Source organism: Mastigocoleus sp. MO_188.B34, from assembly GCF_030065675.1.
In the GTDB taxonomy this organism is placed as follows: domain Bacteria; phylum Cyanobacteriota; class Cyanobacteriia; order Cyanobacteriales; family Nostocaceae; genus Mastigocoleus.
In genome coordinates, this window is the sequence record NZ_JASJDK010000057.1 from 23845 (window position 1) to 39464 (window position 15620).

Sequence of the window (15620 nt, forward strand, 5' to 3'; positions counted from 1 at the left end):
ACGATAGAAAAATCTAATAGTATTTACTGGAGTATGTTTATGAATCAGCAAACTTTTTTTCTAGCTGCAAATATTTGGGGACGCCAATTAATTCTTGGAATTCTTGGAATTTTATAAAATCGGGAAAATTCGCTGTAGTTCCTTCTGCTTTCAACTGACTCAGACAAGCAGTCATCACTTTTGTTACTGCTAATAAACCAGATAATGGGAAAAATACTATTTTAAAACCCATTTCTTGCAACTCAGAAGCTGAGAGTTGGGGAGTTTTACCACCTTCAACAATATTGGCTACCAGAGGTATATTAGGAAAAGTTGAAGCTATATTTTGCAATTCATCTTTAGATTGGGGTGCTTCAACAAATAATACATCTGCTCCAGCTTTGATATATTCCTTCCCACGACAAATAGCAGCTTCAAGACCCAAAGGTGCACGGGCGTCCGTACGAGCAATAATAACCAAACCACTGTCACCACGAGCTTCAACTGCAGCACGAATTTTATTCGCATGTTCGGTTTCAGATATTACTCGTTTGTTTTCAAAATGCCCGCATTTTTTAGGAGATTCTTGATCTTCTAAAATTACTCCTGCTAATCCTAATTGCACAGCATCCTTAACAGTCCGCATGACATTTAAGGCGTTACCATAGCCAGTATCCAAATCAGCAATTAGGGGAAGACTTATGGATTGGGCTATTCTTCCCACACTGTAGAACATCTCTGTGGCGCTCAAAAAACCGTAATCCGGTAATCCTAAAGTTGAAGCAGCAATTCCAAAACCACTTGTTGCAGCAACTTCAAAACCAACCTGTTCTACTATTTTGGCGCTCAGACAGTCATATACTCCCGGAATTACCAAAATTTCTGGACTTTCAAGCAATTTTCGTAGTTTATTCGCTGCAGACATCGGTATTTTTATTGTGAATATTTTGGTTGATTTTAAATATTTTGGATTTTGAATATTTTGGATTTTAAATATTTTGGATTTTAAATATTTTGGATTTTGAATATTTTGAATAACATTTAAGATAAATTTGGATTTATTACAAAATAATTTGCTTAATTAATTTGTAGGTATTTTTAGAAATTTTACCAGCAACAAAATATACTAGATGCTTTGTAACAGTAAACTTAGCACTAATAAGAATGTTAATCTAATTTGAGTTAAGTGGCTTAACTGGTAAAACTATACAAAAGTTAGCACCTTTTCCCAGCTTACTATGTAGTATTACCTTTCCATTATGAGCTTCTGCAATAATCTTGACGATAGATAATCCTAAACCAGTACCCTGGGAATTATAGATACTACTCGTACGAGCAAAGCGTTCAAAAATCCTTTCATGCTCTTGCTCATCAATTCCTTCTCCCGTATCGCGCACCCAAAATTTTACTGTATTTTGAGTAATTGAAGAACCGATTGCAATTGTATCAGTAGCTTTTGTATGTTGGATTGCATTTTGTATCAGGTTCATAAAAGCTTGTGTTAGCCGTTCGGGGTCTACTACAATATCTCCCATAGCAACTCGATCTAGACGCCAACTACGTTCTCCCGAAGCTTGAGCCTTAGCAAATAATTCTTCACTGAAACTACTAACATCAACTGTTTCTAAATTTAAAAAATCTGGACGTTCTGCTTTTGCAAGTATAATTAGATCTTCGACAAGTAAGTTCATCCGATCCAATTCATCAAATACCAGTGTGACATTTTTTTCCACTTCTTCTGGTTTGTCATCACATATCAGCTGCAAATACCCTTGAATAATAGTAATGGGAGTTCGTAGCTCTTGTCCTGCATCATTGATAAAATTACGTTGAGTAGTAAAAGCTGCTTCCAATCGATCCATCATGTCATTGAAAGTGCTTGCCAGATCTGCAAGTTCATCTTTACCATATACCGGAACTCGTTGACTTAAATCGGATTCACTAACAGAACGCACTGTGGTACTTAAAGAACGCAAAGGAGCTAGTACCTTTCCAGAAGCAATCCAAGCAAGCATCACAGCCCCTAACATAACCACACTCATCACTTGAAAGACAACTGCGGTCGCTTCAATTGCTTCTTGACGTTCGTCACCTACAGTGTGAGCGATGACAAATACTCCTAAATTCTCCCCTTGTATTTTTATTGGTTGAGTGATGTAGATTAGACCACCTAATTTGGGATCGGCTAATTCTTTTTCGCCTCTTTCTGGTTTAACTAATTTAGCCCAACGGCGCATTAATGCTGTATCTCGATCAAAAATTTCCGGTCGTCCTCGGGGATTTGATTTATAAAATTTTCCATCAACGAAAGTCATAAAAAATGTTTCATCTTCCGGAAGTTGTTCCCTCAAAAATAGTCTGAAGAAATCTTTTAGTTCTTTATGGGAAGATGGACGCACAAAACGAGGGTCGGAAACTTGACTTTTTCCGAAATTTGGATGTTTTGCTAAATCTGATGCAGATAATGAGGTTTGAGCTTCATTTTCTATCAATTTATTAAATACAAGTATTCTTTTGACCAAATCCTTACGAACCCGCTCATCAACGCGAATATATAATAACTCGCGAAATATTGGAATTGAGACGATGGAAATAATAGTGATAGTCAAAACATACCATACAAGAATACGAGTCCGAGTCGCCCAAAACAATCCTCGCTTGGGAGCAGAAACTTTCGCAATTTGTCTTTTGTTAGACTTACTTGTAAATAACGCTAAATTTAAATGCAATTCTAATAATCCTATTTTTTCTATAGTTTTTATGCTCCCATCAAGTATTATTTTTCGACATCCGGTAGAATTGAAAACATACTAGTAATATTTAAGACAGCAGTAAATATTAAAAAATCAGTGACAAAGCAAATAAGGGTTTAAAACCATCAAGTTTACAATTAGCAAGCTGGTTAAAAATGTAATGTTGTTTTCTCTAATACAATTAATATGTATTAAAGAAATACTACTAATTAAGATACATTATGATTAATTCTAGATGCCCCGAACAGAATTTTTATAAATATTTATTATTTATTTTTTAGAAATCTTTTTTAATAAATACAGTAGCACTTTTGGCGGATTCCAAGATTGTAATCAATCCGCTACCGGGATGAACTGCACCACCAACCCAATATAATCCCCTGGTATTATGAGAACGAATAGGAGGACGGAAAGGACCGAGTTGATTCCAATTATGACTGAGATTGAAAACCGCACCGAGATGAACTTTATAGTCATCGACCCAAGTTTCTGCAGTATAACAAGTTTCTGTTACGATATGTTTCTCTACATCTTTGAAACCCAATAGATGCATTCTGTTGATAATAAAATCACGATAGGATTTTTGTTTGCTTTGCCAATCAACATTATGGGAAGTATTGGGGATTGGAACTAATACATATAAGGTGCTGTGACCTTCAGGTGCATTACCCGGATCGATGATACTGGGATTACATACATAAAAAGAAGGATTTGTTTCATCTAGCGCCGAATCATCTAACCAGGGTTTTTGTCGTCTGCGAATGTGTTCGGAAAGATAAATTTGATGGTGGGGTAAATCTTCGTAGCGTTTATCTATTCCCAAATACAACATAAATGTGGAACAAGAAAATTGCATGCGATCGAGTTTTTTATCAGTGTAGCGGCGATCGCGGGCTGAATCTGGCAATATATTTTTGACTGCATGGGCAAAATCTGCATTCACTACCACTGCATCGGCTGGAATTTTCTTTCCGTCTTTTAATTCAATACCTTGGGTTTGACCATTTTCAATCCAAACTTGTTTGACAGGACTTTGTAAATTAATGGTGACACCTAGATCTGTTGCAGCTTTACCCATCGCAGCTGCAAGATTACGAAAACCTCCTTCAGGATGCCATACCCCATCAGCAAATTCCAAGTAAGGAATCAAACTAAAAACGCTGGGGGAAAGAGTTGGATGCATCCCCAAATATTTGGAAGGATAACTCAAAGCATAAACTAAGCGATCGTCTTGAAAAAAGCGCCAACAATGCTGATATAAACTTTCCCAAGGACGAAACGGTATTGCAGCAAGAATTTCATCGAGGCGTAAATAACCTAAGATGGAACGCGGTGGAGTACCCAAATAAGCGTTATAACTAGCATCGTATTTGCGAATATGTTCTCCATACCAACGTTCAAAAGCTGCGGGTAGATCGGGACGCAGTGCTGCTAGTTGGGTTTTGAAAGCATCCAAATCGGATGTTAGATCGAGTTGAGTATTATCCCAAAAGCAAATCCGAGTATTAGGTTCTAAACGTTTAAAGGTAATATAATCAGATAACTTTAACCCGGAATCCGCAAATAAATCTTCGTATAAACGGGGTACTTGTAAAATTGTTGGTCCAGTATCAAATCCATAAGCTCCATCATTAAAGCCGCGCATCCTACCACCGACTTGATCGGCTGCTTCAAAGATTTGTACCTTGTAGCCCAAATTGGCTAACCTCATGGCTGTGGCTAAACCACCAGGTCCTGCACCGACAATAATGATTTGTTTGGATTGCTTGTTTGACATTTTGCTCGGATCGAAATCTAAAAAATTATAGATATAGCAATCATATTTGATTCGTGGACAGATTATTTAGGATTGCTATACCCAGAAGGTCAAAATTAACGGGATGACGAAAAATTTTTGTTGCACCTTCCCGATCCCAGTATTCAACTTGATTATTGATATTCATAACCCAAAATCTCATAAAGACGTAGCAATGCTACGTCTCTACATTATTTTCTGGAACTGTATTTTCTGGAACTGTATTTTCTGGAACTGCGAACAATATCTTTTGAGTCAACCACCAAAACGAAAATACATCAATCAGAAAGTACGTTGACTGATGCTACTTTACACCAAAGTAAGCAGCTAATTCTTCAGAACCACCTACCAGTTTACCGTCTATGAATACTTGGGGAGTTGTAGTCGCATTCGCAACTGCTTTTAAGGTACGAGTGGAATAATCTTTACCTAAGTTAACTTCTTCATAGGTCAAGCCATTTTGCTTCAACATTTCTTTCGCACGAGCGCAGAAAGGACAGCCAACTTTAGAAAAGATGAAAACGTTTTTGGGTTGAACTGCTTTGGGGTTAATGTAATTGAGCATGGTTTCCGCGTCGGAAACTTTGAATGGATCTCCTGGTTCTTCTGGTTCAATAAACATCTTTTCCACTACCCCATCGTTAACCAACATGGAATAACGCCAAGAACGCTTACCAAAACCTAGGTCTGACTTATCAACCAGCATTCCCATCCCTTCAGTAAATTCACCGTTGCCGTCAGGGATCAATATTACATTATCTGCTTCCTGATCTTTTGCCCATTCATTCATGACAAAAGTGTCGTTAACGGAAATACAAACAATTTCGTCAACACCATTTTCTTTAAAAACACCAGCTAAGTTGTTGTAACCTGGTAAGTGCGCTGACGAACAAGTAGGAGTAAAAGCTCCAGGTAAAGAGAAAACGATTACTTTTTTCCGGGAAAATAAATCATTTGTGCTTACGTCAACCCATTGACCATCTCTACGGACGCGAAAATTAACTGCAGGAACTTTTTGTCCTTCTTTATTAGGAAGCATAAATTTATCTCCTTAGTATTTACATTAATTTCAATCCCATTAACTTAAGCGTACTCGTAATGATTATGAGTTGTCAAGCACAAATGAGATAGTTTTTAGGAGTTAGTGTTTTTTCGGCAAAAGGCAAAAATTTAGATAGACAGATGTGGAGAACTAAAAGTATTTTATTCGTTCTGTTCTGATAATGGCGCATCAATATCAAACTCAATTATTTACACTTTCAGGAATTGTAGTTTGAGACCTATCGGTAAGGGTAGATTCTGCTTTGGGTATCGCATAGATTTTTTCGCTGATTAACAGATTCTATGTGGAGAGAAGTGCAAATGCATTTTCTGTTCAAGGAGCACCAGTCTAGGATTTGCTGGGAATCGCGGACTACTTAACTTTCCCCCGGAAGCGGAAGAAACCATAGGAATTAGTCGGAACTCCGGGGGCGGTGGCGTTGGGGATATTGCCTAGATTAATTACTACTGCACCATTAGTATTTTCACCACCACAATTTATATTAGGATAAACTGTTGTCGGATCTACTCCCGGAGCAAAATATTGACCTGCATCACCATCTTTAACATTGGTCAGGGATTGAATAATATTGTTGTATTGCCAGATTATTCCTCGGTCTGCAGTTCCCAAACCACTGCTTCCTTGGGTAGGAAAATCATTAAAGGCTGTGGGGAGAAAAGTAGTATTTTCCGGCACACGATCGCAAAGTAAGACTGTTTGAGCTTCTGTGTCTCCCGATGAGAGGTAGTAAATGGTATATTCAATTTCATCTTCTGGATCTACTTGACCGCCGTTAATACCACCGATGAGGAAAGTACTGGTAGTTTTACCTGTGGTATTAGGCCATTTATCCGTATCCTCTTGGGATTGAATAGGGGGATTAGCACCCTCGAGTTCGTTGTCATCGTAGCGATCGCTATCATCTTGGTTGTAAGTACTCAGGTCGTCGCCGCTATTGGTAGTAGTATTACCGTTGATGGCTGTGATACGTTTGACAAGTAATACTGTGGGGTTAAGGTTAACTATGATATTTGCACCGATAAAGCTGAGGATTTCCGTATCTGCATCATCATTGTAGTCATCATCTCCCACAATGACTAATACCTGACTGACGCGGGGGGTAGAACTATTATCGACAAAACCTACCCAACGAGTCGATTTATTACCACAACCAATATTTATCGCCGTAAAACCATTGCTATCGATATTACCGCATTCGTTTTGATTCACGACTTCTGGATCTGGTGCATTACCATCATAGAGGTTTGTCGGTGGAATAGGGATGTCGTTCCCGATGCGGTTTCCAAAACTATCCAATAGCCTTAAAATTGCTGGAGTTCCATCTGTGGTGCGGGTTTCTAAGTCACCAAACCAAGCTCCAAAGGATTTCACAGGTTGGTCGAAGGTAAAACGGACAGCAAAACGGCGGTTATCTTTACTCGATGCAGTAGTTTGGTTCCAGAATGCAGGCTGGTCGGTAGTATTATTTAAGCTGGTGGGACGGGGAGAATTAGATTGAAGGGTATTGCTAGTACTGAGGGTAGGAGTGGAGCTAGAAGCATTAGTTATCCCCTGACAATCAGCAAAGCTACCGATGGGTATTTCCACTAACTCAACAGTAGTATTGGCACTGGTAGATATACTGGGATCGAAATATCTGAAGCTGTTAACATTACCTGGGGTACTAGCTCGACCAAACCATGGTTCAATTACACCACTGCTTGGAACTCCAACTGCTTGACTCCAATCATCATCTAAAGCATCTGTCAGTTGACGGCTTGCAGAGTTATTATTTTTAACTTCGTCGCTGATATAAGCAGTAATTGCAGAGTCAGGAACCCCATCCCCAAGAAGACAAGAACCTAAAACTGTTTGCTTGCTGGTGACTGTATTAGAATTCACGCTGCGGGTATTACTTGCTTGGTCAGGATCTTCAAAGGAAACAGTAGCGGTGTTTTCAATTGTAATTTCCACCGTAGCCCGAGCAAGGTTGGGCAAGATCCAATCCCAATTAACGGTAATAAATGTCAGAGCGGTGAATAAAAATTTTGGCAAATAATGGCTATATTTACGGTAGAGTCTGTATTTACGGTAGAGTCTGTGATGATGATAATTATTTGCCATAACAGATGATTACTGGTGCTGATGGCGAAATTAGAATAGGATTGGGTTTAATATTCCCATTCTAAATATTCCCAAAAGCAATCAAAATCTATCAAATATCATGGTGAAGTGCTGGCTGGTGCTGAATCTTGTTGTAAATACCGATTCTTGTTTACCGGTAAAGGAACAGAACCCTGGATAGCCCCTGCTCCTCTTCTACCCTGCTTATTCAACTTTGCCCCGGAAGCGTACAAAACCGTAGGAATTAATCGGAACCCCAGGAGCAGTAGCATTAGGTATGTCACCCAAGTTAACAACTACTGCACCATTAGTATTGTCACCACCACAATCAATATCGGGATAAACTGTTTTCGGATCTACGCCAGGAGCAAAATATTGACCTGCATCACCATCTTTAACATTGGTCAGGGATTGAATAATATTGTTGTATTGCCAGATAATTCCTCTGTCTGCAGTATCTAAACCACCAGTGGCTTTATTGGTTTCGCCATTAAAAGCTGTGGGGATAAAGGTAGTGTTTGTGGGAACGCGATCGCAAAATAGTACGCTCTTAGCTTCTGTATCCCCTGCAGAAAGGAAGTAAATGGTATATTCAATTTCATCTTCTGGATCTACTTGACCGCCGTTAATACCACCGATGAGGAAAGTATTAGGATCGGGCCATTTATCGGTATCTTTTTGTGGGTCTGTATCGCTAGCAGGGTCGGGAACTGTAATGGTGTTGTCATCGTAGGGATTACCACCTGTATTTAGGTTGTCTTGTTCGTTGATATAGCCTGAAAGGTCATCACCATTATTGGTAGTAGTATTACCGTTGACAGCTGTTATACGTTTGACTAGAAGTACGTTGGGGTTACTGGAAACTGCGATCGCAACTGTCACATCTTGACTATAACTAGCTTCCTGACGATGATTGGTAGCATCCCCATTTATCGGAGTACCATCAGTCTCACCCGTTGTATTATCTGGATTATCCTGAGTGTAAACATCATTGGTACCTGCAGCGTAAACTTGGTTTTGAGTCGCCGCAGAATTATCATTACTTCCCGTATCACCCATAACCACAGTTACTGTATCTCCATCACTTAAGTTGGAATCAGCTTTGATGGGTACCCGAATTGTAACTGTACCATCAGGGGGAATAGAACCGTTGGGTAAATCTAAAGCTGCAGCATCCCCCGTACTAATTCCACTATTGGGAATACTTACAGGGGAACCACTCAAATCAACTGCAGCGGTTGCACCGGAACCATCGGGGTCATATTCAATAATTTCAATATTTCCGTTTAAGCTACCATTGGTAACATTACTTGGTATACCAGGAATAAAGAATTGTGTCGGGTCGTTACCAACGTTAGTAATTTTATATGTAAAGTAAATAATATCGTCTGGATTTATTTCATTATTGCCTTGATTTGCCCCAGCACCACTGACACCGCTGGGGGCTTCCTCGGGAACAGCAGCCTGAGTGATGGTAATACCAGCAACTTCAGCAACTGTGACTGTAACAGTGTTAGATTCAATCTGTTTTTCTGTACCATCACTGGGGTCAGTAAAACTACCAGTTGCTTGGTTGTCAATCACAGTCCCAGGTGCAGGACTCGCGGCTAATACGGGTAACATTGGCAGAAAAGTGCTGCTAGAAAATAATACCGTAACTAACAGGGAACGATAATCATAATTGCTTTTTTTCTGTCTTCTTTGTTTATTTTTCGGTTTCTTTGGGGTAACTGGGAATCGGTTTAATTTGGAGTTTAATTTAAATTTATTATTTAGCATATATACTGATTTATTAGTTATTTATAACACTTTTATACTTAACCCACCAATTAATGATTTTGTTAATATTTTCTGGGTGGATATTCGTTTCAATTTTGGTTTGTCGTGTAGAGACGCGCCAGAGGCTAACGCCGACGCCGCAGGCTCTGGCGCGTCTCTACATTTGGCGTCCTACATTTGGCGTCCTACATTTGGCGTCTCTACATTTGGCGTCTCTACATTTGGCGTCCTACATTTGGCGTCCTACATTTGGCGTCCTACATTTGGCATTTCTATATTAGTTAGGGGTCAACCTTGGTGGTAAACCGGAAGAAACCATAGGAATCATTAGGTGTACCCGACCCTGTGGAACCGGGCATTGTTGACAAATTGGGACTTCCAGTAGTGCCAGTAATATCAATTACTAGTGTTCCATCATCATTTGCACCCTTTAAGAAGCAATTCGCTGGTATAGAACCTCCAGCAGCAATAAACTCGGCGCGATCGCTAGCATCATTAGCCGCAGTTAAATCTAATACAGCGCTGGTTCCTAACTGTAGCTGTACATCTGCATTTGCACCATAAGCAGTATTTTTGAATGTTTGATTGGGTAATAAGCGATCGCAGATTTTCACATTATCGGCATTTCCCGCACCAGAATTGAGAAAGTAAACTGTATATTCAATTTCATCACCTGGTTTAACTTTCCCTGCATCCAGGGCACCTAGTAAGTAATTACTCGGCCAGTTAGAATGGTTGTCATCATCTTTGCGAGTAGAAACCGTATCATCGACAAAGGTATTTAACACCGTGTTGTCATTGGGATTTTGAGTGCGATCGCCATTGATGGCAGTGATGCGCTTGACTAGTATGACATCTGGGTTGTTAGTAACTGGAGCTTCTGATACCGTTATCGTTGTGCTATCATTCTCTTCTGGTGTATCCGGATCATCACTCGTGCCACTAAACGTATCACTTGTTGTTTTACTTTCATAGTTAATTGTTGCCTGGTTTGCCAAAGAATCAGGCGCTGCAAAGTTCGGATCGATTTTCACCTTAAACTGCACTGTAACGGTTTCACCAATATCGACCAAGCCCCCTTGGGTCGCACTAGCTCCTGCACCTGTGCGAATTATAATCCGGTTATTAGCACTGTCATACTCTGCCTCGTCATCCCCAGCGATATCTGTTTTAGTGCCGACATTTGCAGCTTCTGGATCGGCTACAATTTCCAATGAGCCAGGGACAAAAGTTGTACCAGTTGGAAGTGAGTCACTTAGGACAACATCTGCAGCCCCATCATTACCGGTGTTAGTATAACTTATTTCATATTCGATATCTTCCCCAGGTAGAAAGTCGCCTCCATTCACATCTACTGCTCGCTTGGTAAAGGTGCGCGTCAACTCAGGTCGGAAAATATCAACAGCAAAGGTAAATACCCCTGGATAATATTGGTCACCGACGGTCGTAAAGCCTAGAGTTGCACTATTATCACCGTTATTAACAGAACCTGACACATCAATCAAATTAATATCGGTACCAAACATATTGCTATAAGAAGGATTGCGCCCTGAAATGTTACTTCCAAACTGAGTTGCATTACTATTCCAAAACTCATTACTGGGGTTAAGCGCATCACTTATAGATATACCATTAAACAGAAATTGATCGCCCGAGATATCTAAATCTCCTTCATAAGCAACAACACCTGCTTCCGCACGAATTGCTCCTGTTGTTGGTGTAGTAAAACCACTAACGGTGGTAGAGCGCGGAGCATCTCCATTTTGCTGGCGAATAAAACCGTCGTAGACCGTCAAGTTACGCATGGATTCTGTGGTATCTTCGTAAACCACCACCAGTGACCAAGAACCGTAGCCTTTTTGTCCCTGGGCAGACTGAATATTACCAACTGTATAAGTACGGGTACTCCCACCTGCTTGTTCAGCCACTAGATTGGTGACATCAACAAATCCCTGATAGACACCCCCCGTACCACCAGCAGTTCCATCGGCATCAGTATCTAACTGAGTTGCTGTAAGGGTTTGATAGGCACCTGACCCAACCTTAAATTTTACCTGGTTACGCAGACCTGCACTGGGCGCAGCCTGACCACTAGGAATATATAGATCGTAATCCCCCGAGTAACCATAAAATCGCTCGTCGGGGACGACATCGGTCGTACCGCTCCAATACAGCCCAGCAAAGGTGATTTTAGCATTGGCTGGTAAAGTAAAGGTAGAAGAACTAGAGCTAAAAGTTGAACTATCGCCGTCTGTATCAACATACACCATATATTGGGCGTCGTTAATATTGCCTGGATCGCCTGCGGGGTTGGTTCCCCCCGAACGGTTACGTGCCCCACTACAGGTAGAGTTTGAAAAATTAATGGGTGGAATACCATAGTTATAGTACAAATAACCAATCAAAGAACCCGAAGTATCAGAACAGGTCATGGTTGAGTTACCGATAATACGAATACTTCCTTGCTGGTCTACTTGATAACGTATAGCAAAATTGCGGGCAATTCCCCCGGCTTCTACAGATGGAGCAAGACTCAAGGTAGCAGCTAAGGGTATTAATGTTGCTACGCCACGTTGAAACCAACTCAATGAGCAACTGTGCTGACGATTGGCAATTTTAGGAATTTCATACAACTCCAATTTTTCTTTTCCAGTATTTGTATCTAAGTTTTTTTTGTTGTTTGCGTTTCTTATTTTTCTTTTATTAGATAAGATTTGTAGATATTTCAATAAAAATTTCATTGTTTTATACCCAAAAAATTACTAGTAATAAAAACTCTTCACAAGTTAAATATTTATAATAGGTAAATTATTTGAATTATTTTATATTTTTAGTTTCGCTTGTAATAAAAAATACTTCATTGTATGTGCGCGCAATTACTCATTTTTTGGTGAATTCCTTGTAGAGACGCGCCATGGCGCGTCTCTACATTATTCAAATTTTGCGTCTCTACATCCATAAATTTGTGGGTTGATTTTTGTCTTCATCCCATTTGCTAGGATTATTAATGATATATTCTCGAATTCGATCTAAAGAATCATCAGCACGAATGATATGTTCATAATATCGGGGCTGCCATGCAAAATTATCGTGACCATTTTTACGGCACCAACGTGTCACGCTAGATTTGTATGCATTGATAATCGTTGGCAAAGAACCAGATTTTAATGGACCAAATTTATTCGTTTTGCCCACAGTTTGTAGAGACGCGCCATGGCGCGTCTCTACGTTATTGGGGTTTCGCGTCTCTACGTTATTGGGGTTTCGCGTCTCTACGTTATTGGGGTTTCGCGTCTCTACGTTATTGGGGTTTCGCGTCTCTACGTTACTGGTGTTTCGCGTCTCTACGTTATTGGTGTTTCGCGTCTCTACGTTATTGGTGTTTCGCGTTTCTAGAACTGTAGGACGGTCAATAATAACAATACCGTGGACGTGATTGGGCATAATCACATATGAATCTATGTGAGTATTTTGAAAATGATTAGGAATATCTACCCAGAATTGTTTCGCAATTTCTCCGATGGGTGATAATTGCATTTGACCCGAAACCACACAACCAAAATAATCGATAGATTCTTTAGTACAAATTGTCACAAAATACCAACCATTAGCCCCATAATCACGATTTGGTAAACGGATGGATCCTACACGATATTTGTTTTTAAATTTTGGTTGGGTCATATCGTTTAATTTTGATTATTTATGTGATTATTTATTGGTGTAATCAGTATTCCCATATCGTATGGTCATGTCGTTTTTATTTTGGTTGGTCGTGTAGAGACGCGCCATGGCGCGTCTCTACATTGTTTATTGGTGTAACGAATATCCTCAGGTTTATTTTTCTATTTGCAAATCTTCCTCTTGGCTGTCAAAAATGATATCTATCCCCCTAACATCGAAGAAACTTATTTCCACCCGACGATTACGAGCATATTCAACCCGATCGCTTTCGTCTGTAAGTAATTGACGTTCTCCAAAGGAACGGATAGTCATTCTTTCGGGAGCTATACCTTTTTTAATCAGATATTTTCTGGCGTTATTTGCTCGTCGTTTCGCTAAATCTTGGTTATAAGCAACGCTAGCACGGGAGTCGGTATGACCTTGAAGTTCAATGACGATAGTGGGATATTGTTCTAAAACTTCAGCAACTCGATCTAAAACTTGGGTGCTCTTTGAACTAATAAAATCTTTATCTAAAGCAAAGTGAATATTTCTCGGTACTCGCAAACGGATCGGTGCTGGTGGTAATTCGGGGTTAATTTCAGGAATTGGATCGGGAAGCGGTTCAGGTTCCGGTAATGGGATCGGCTCAGGTATTGGTTCAGGAGTTGGAGGAGGAGGTTGAGGACGACTGGTGCATTGGGGTATTTCTGCTGCTTGTGGTCTTTTGACAGGTTTTTCACCAATTTGTGTAACCACAACTGCATTTGCTGCAGGTTCGGAGGTACCGTCTTTAGGTAAAGTTGCAATCGCACTCACCATATCTCCTGGCTCTAAATTTTCTAAAACCGTCCCAAATCTACCTTTTTCATTGGTTTTGACCTTAGCGATGATTTTTCTTAGAGGAGAATAAGCGGGGTATGAGTCTACAGATTGTTTGCTATTGGAAGTAACACGATAAATATCAATTTCGGTTCCAGGATCGGCTTTTCCGTCAAGGTAAACTTTACCATCAAGAATCATAAACTCTGGACTGAGAAACTCGGGAGCATTAATCCCAGCATTCCCTGTATCTAAACGACGGTTTTTAGAGTCACGGGGTGGGTTGGGTCCATCACCTTTTTGAAAATCACGAACTCCAGCATTATGTCTGGCGTTGAGGTCAATACTTAATCCTTCGATATTAGCAAAACTGTTATCACGAATTATATTACCTCGGCTTTTGGGGTAAGAAGTGACCGTAACCCCGGAACCAACTTGATTAGTAATTTTATTATTTAACACCTGATGATTATTACCCATCAAGTATACTGCAGCCCGTCGCAAACGTCGCCCGTTAAATTTAATTTGGTTATCTTCAATTCTTACCGAACCTTCAGGCTTGAATAAAAATATACCACTGCCATCATTACCACAAATCAAATTAGAGGTGATTTCTGAGCGAGCAATTGAACCATCTAACCTGATAGCATCAGGCATTCCTGCAACACCATTACCAACAAGAATATTTTCTCGGACTTGCATATCATCTGCCCGGATACCAGTAATTATTGCACTTCCATCATGATGTGCAATGCGGTTGCGAGTAATTTTCGTCCCTACCGCATTAAATACAGATACCCCAAAAGCGGAAGTAATTTCAGGAACTTTTTCTTCAGTGTTAATGCCGAGCCAGTTATTCTCAATTACAACATTTTTGGGTGGTTGTAGAGATTTGAAATTTGGTTTTCTTGTCCCAGAAGAAGAGTTTTCTGGATAAATTATATTTGAGATAAAAATATCTGCAGGGGGTGTACTTTCGGTGGAACCATGTTCGGAGGTAAAACCATATAAACTTAGTCCCCGGATAGTGATATTATCTGCAACTACAGTTAAACCGCGAAATATTTTCTGATTGTCAGCGGGGGTAATTTCTACTATGGGGATGGGAATAGCAATTTCCGCTGTTGCAGATTTATTGGGTTCGTATCCCGGTTGAGTCGTACCATCAATAATCAATCCAGGAGCTTTGAGGGGAGGTAAAATTGACTTTAATGCAATAGTGGTTTGTCCTTGAGGTAAGTTAAATTCAATTTGTGAGGAACATTGATTACCTTTAGAGACATTGCATTGCAACGTCTTTACGAAAGATCTTTCGGTCTGAGTGAGTTCATTTAAAGGTAAAGTACCGCTAACAATTTCAATTGCTTCTCGCAAAGTCAAAGTATTATCAGCTTGAATCGCCCCATCTTCGTTGCTGTTGACTACAACACGCACCCGTTGTAGAGACGCGCCATGGCGCGTCTGTACATTGTTTATTTGTCCATGGCGCGTCTGTACATTGTTTATTTGTCCATGGCGCGTCTGTACATTGTTTATTTGTCCATGGCGCGTCTGTACATTGTTTATTTGTCCATGGTGCGTCTGTACATTGTTTATTTGTCCATGGTGCGTCTGTACATTGTTTATTTGTCCATGGTGCGTCTGTACATTGTTTATTTGTCCATGG

At 40.0% G+C, this 15620-nt stretch carries 12 protein-coding genes; 2 read left to right on the forward strand and 10 right to left on the reverse strand.

The genetic code is table 11. The features are described 5' to 3' along the window. Positions 1–37: 37 nt before the first annotated feature. The 7 genes from QNJ50_RS14960 to QNJ50_RS14990 all read right to left on the reverse strand — a co-directional run bounded on the left by QNJ50_RS14960 (position 38) and on the right by QNJ50_RS14990 (position 9316). A complete protein-coding gene (locus QNJ50_RS14960; protein ID WP_300636515.1) occupies positions 38–904 on the reverse strand; it encodes an oxaloacetate decarboxylase in 867 nt (288 codons plus the stop codon). Between the two features lie 247 nt (positions 905–1151). Then, on the reverse strand, positions 1152–2708 hold the full coding sequence (locus QNJ50_RS14965) for a HAMP domain-containing sensor histidine kinase (RefSeq protein ID WP_300636517.1): 1557 nt from the start codon (positions 2706–2708) through the stop codon (positions 1152–1154). Positions 2709–3009: 301 nt separating this feature from the next. Further along, positions 3010–4509, reverse strand: a complete 1500-nt coding sequence (gene crtI, locus QNJ50_RS14970; protein ID WP_300636519.1) for an NAD(P)/FAD-dependent oxidoreductase — start codon at positions 4507–4509, stop codon at positions 3010–3012. Positions 4510–4549: 40 nt separating this feature from the next. After that, positions 4550–4675, reverse strand: coding sequence for a hypothetical protein (locus QNJ50_RS14975; protein ID WP_300636522.1), 126 nt, complete (start codon positions 4673–4675; stop codon positions 4550–4552). A 156-nt stretch (positions 4676–4831) separates the two neighbouring features. Further along, positions 4832–5566, reverse strand: a complete 735-nt coding sequence (locus tag QNJ50_RS14980) for a glutathione peroxidase (RefSeq protein ID WP_300636524.1) — start codon at positions 5564–5566, stop codon at positions 4832–4834. A 375-nt stretch (positions 5567–5941) separates the two neighbouring features. Then, positions 5942–7693, reverse strand: a complete 1752-nt coding sequence (locus QNJ50_RS14985) for a hypothetical protein (RefSeq protein ID WP_300636526.1) — start codon at positions 7691–7693, stop codon at positions 5942–5944. Between the two features lie 204 nt (positions 7694–7897). Then, positions 7898–9316, reverse strand: a complete 1419-nt coding sequence (locus QNJ50_RS14990; RefSeq protein ID WP_300636528.1) for a hypothetical protein — start codon at positions 9314–9316, stop codon at positions 7898–7900. A gap of 124 nt (positions 9317–9440) precedes the next feature. Here QNJ50_RS14990 and QNJ50_RS14995 point away from each other — a divergent pair, with 124 nt between their 5' ends. Continuing rightward, entirely contained in the window at positions 9441–9776 is a 336-nt protein-coding gene (locus tag QNJ50_RS14995; RefSeq protein WP_300636530.1) for a hypothetical protein, read from the forward strand. On the opposite strand, the gene QNJ50_RS15000 is transcribed toward QNJ50_RS14995, so the two are convergent. The 3 genes from QNJ50_RS15000 to QNJ50_RS15010 all read right to left on the reverse strand — a co-directional run bounded on the left by QNJ50_RS15000 (position 9754) and on the right by QNJ50_RS15010 (position 15388). Next, positions 9754–12213, reverse strand: a complete 2460-nt coding sequence (locus QNJ50_RS15000; protein WP_300636532.1) for an isopeptide-forming domain-containing fimbrial protein — start codon at positions 12211–12213, stop codon at positions 9754–9756. The two genes, QNJ50_RS14995 and QNJ50_RS15000, sit on opposite strands and share 23 nt — an antisense overlap. Positions 12214–12421: 208 nt before the next feature. Then, complete coding sequence (locus QNJ50_RS15005) at positions 12422–13153, reverse strand: transposase (RefSeq protein ID WP_300636535.1); 732 nt, start codon at positions 13151–13153, stop codon at positions 12422–12424. Between the two features lie 153 nt (positions 13154–13306). After that, positions 13307–15388: an OmpA family protein gene (locus tag QNJ50_RS15010; RefSeq protein WP_300636537.1), complete on the reverse strand. Its 2082-nt coding sequence runs from the start codon at positions 15386–15388 to the stop codon at positions 13307–13309. A gap of 18 nt (positions 15389–15406) precedes the next feature. On the opposite strand from QNJ50_RS15010, the gene QNJ50_RS15015 reads away from it, so the two are divergent. Then, a partial coding sequence (locus QNJ50_RS15015) for a hypothetical protein (protein WP_300636539.1) occupies positions 15407–15620 on the forward strand: 214 nt, incomplete at its 3' end.

Bases quoted from the DNA above. Each gene is read 5' to 3' on its own strand.
- QNJ50_RS14960 (WP_300636515.1), bottom strand. From the start codon at position 904: ATGTCTGCAGCGAATAAACTACGAAAATTGCTTGAAAGTCCAGAAATT.
- crtI (WP_300636519.1), bottom strand. From the start codon at position 4,509: ATGTCAAACAAGCAATCCAAACAAATCATTATTGTCGGTGCAGGACCT.
- QNJ50_RS14975 (WP_300636522.1), bottom strand. From the start codon at position 4,675: ATGAATATCAATAATCAAGTTGAATACTGGGATCGGGAAGGTGCAACA.
- QNJ50_RS14980 (WP_300636524.1), bottom strand. From the start codon at position 5,566: ATGCTTCCTAATAAAGAAGGACAAAAAGTTCCTGCAGTTAATTTTCGC.
- QNJ50_RS14985 (WP_300636526.1), bottom strand. From the start codon at position 7,693: ATGGCAAATAATTATCATCATCACAGACTCTACCGTAAATACAGACTC.
- QNJ50_RS14990 (WP_300636528.1), bottom strand. From the start codon at position 9,316: ATGTTACCCGTATTAGCCGCGAGTCCTGCACCTGGGACTGTGATTGAC.
- QNJ50_RS15000 (WP_300636532.1), bottom strand. From the start codon at position 12,213: ATGAAATTTTTATTGAAATATCTACAAATCTTATCTAATAAAAGAAAA.
- QNJ50_RS15005 (WP_300636535.1), bottom strand. From the start codon at position 13,153: ATGACCCAACCAAAATTTAAAAACAAATATCGTGTAGGATCCATCCGT.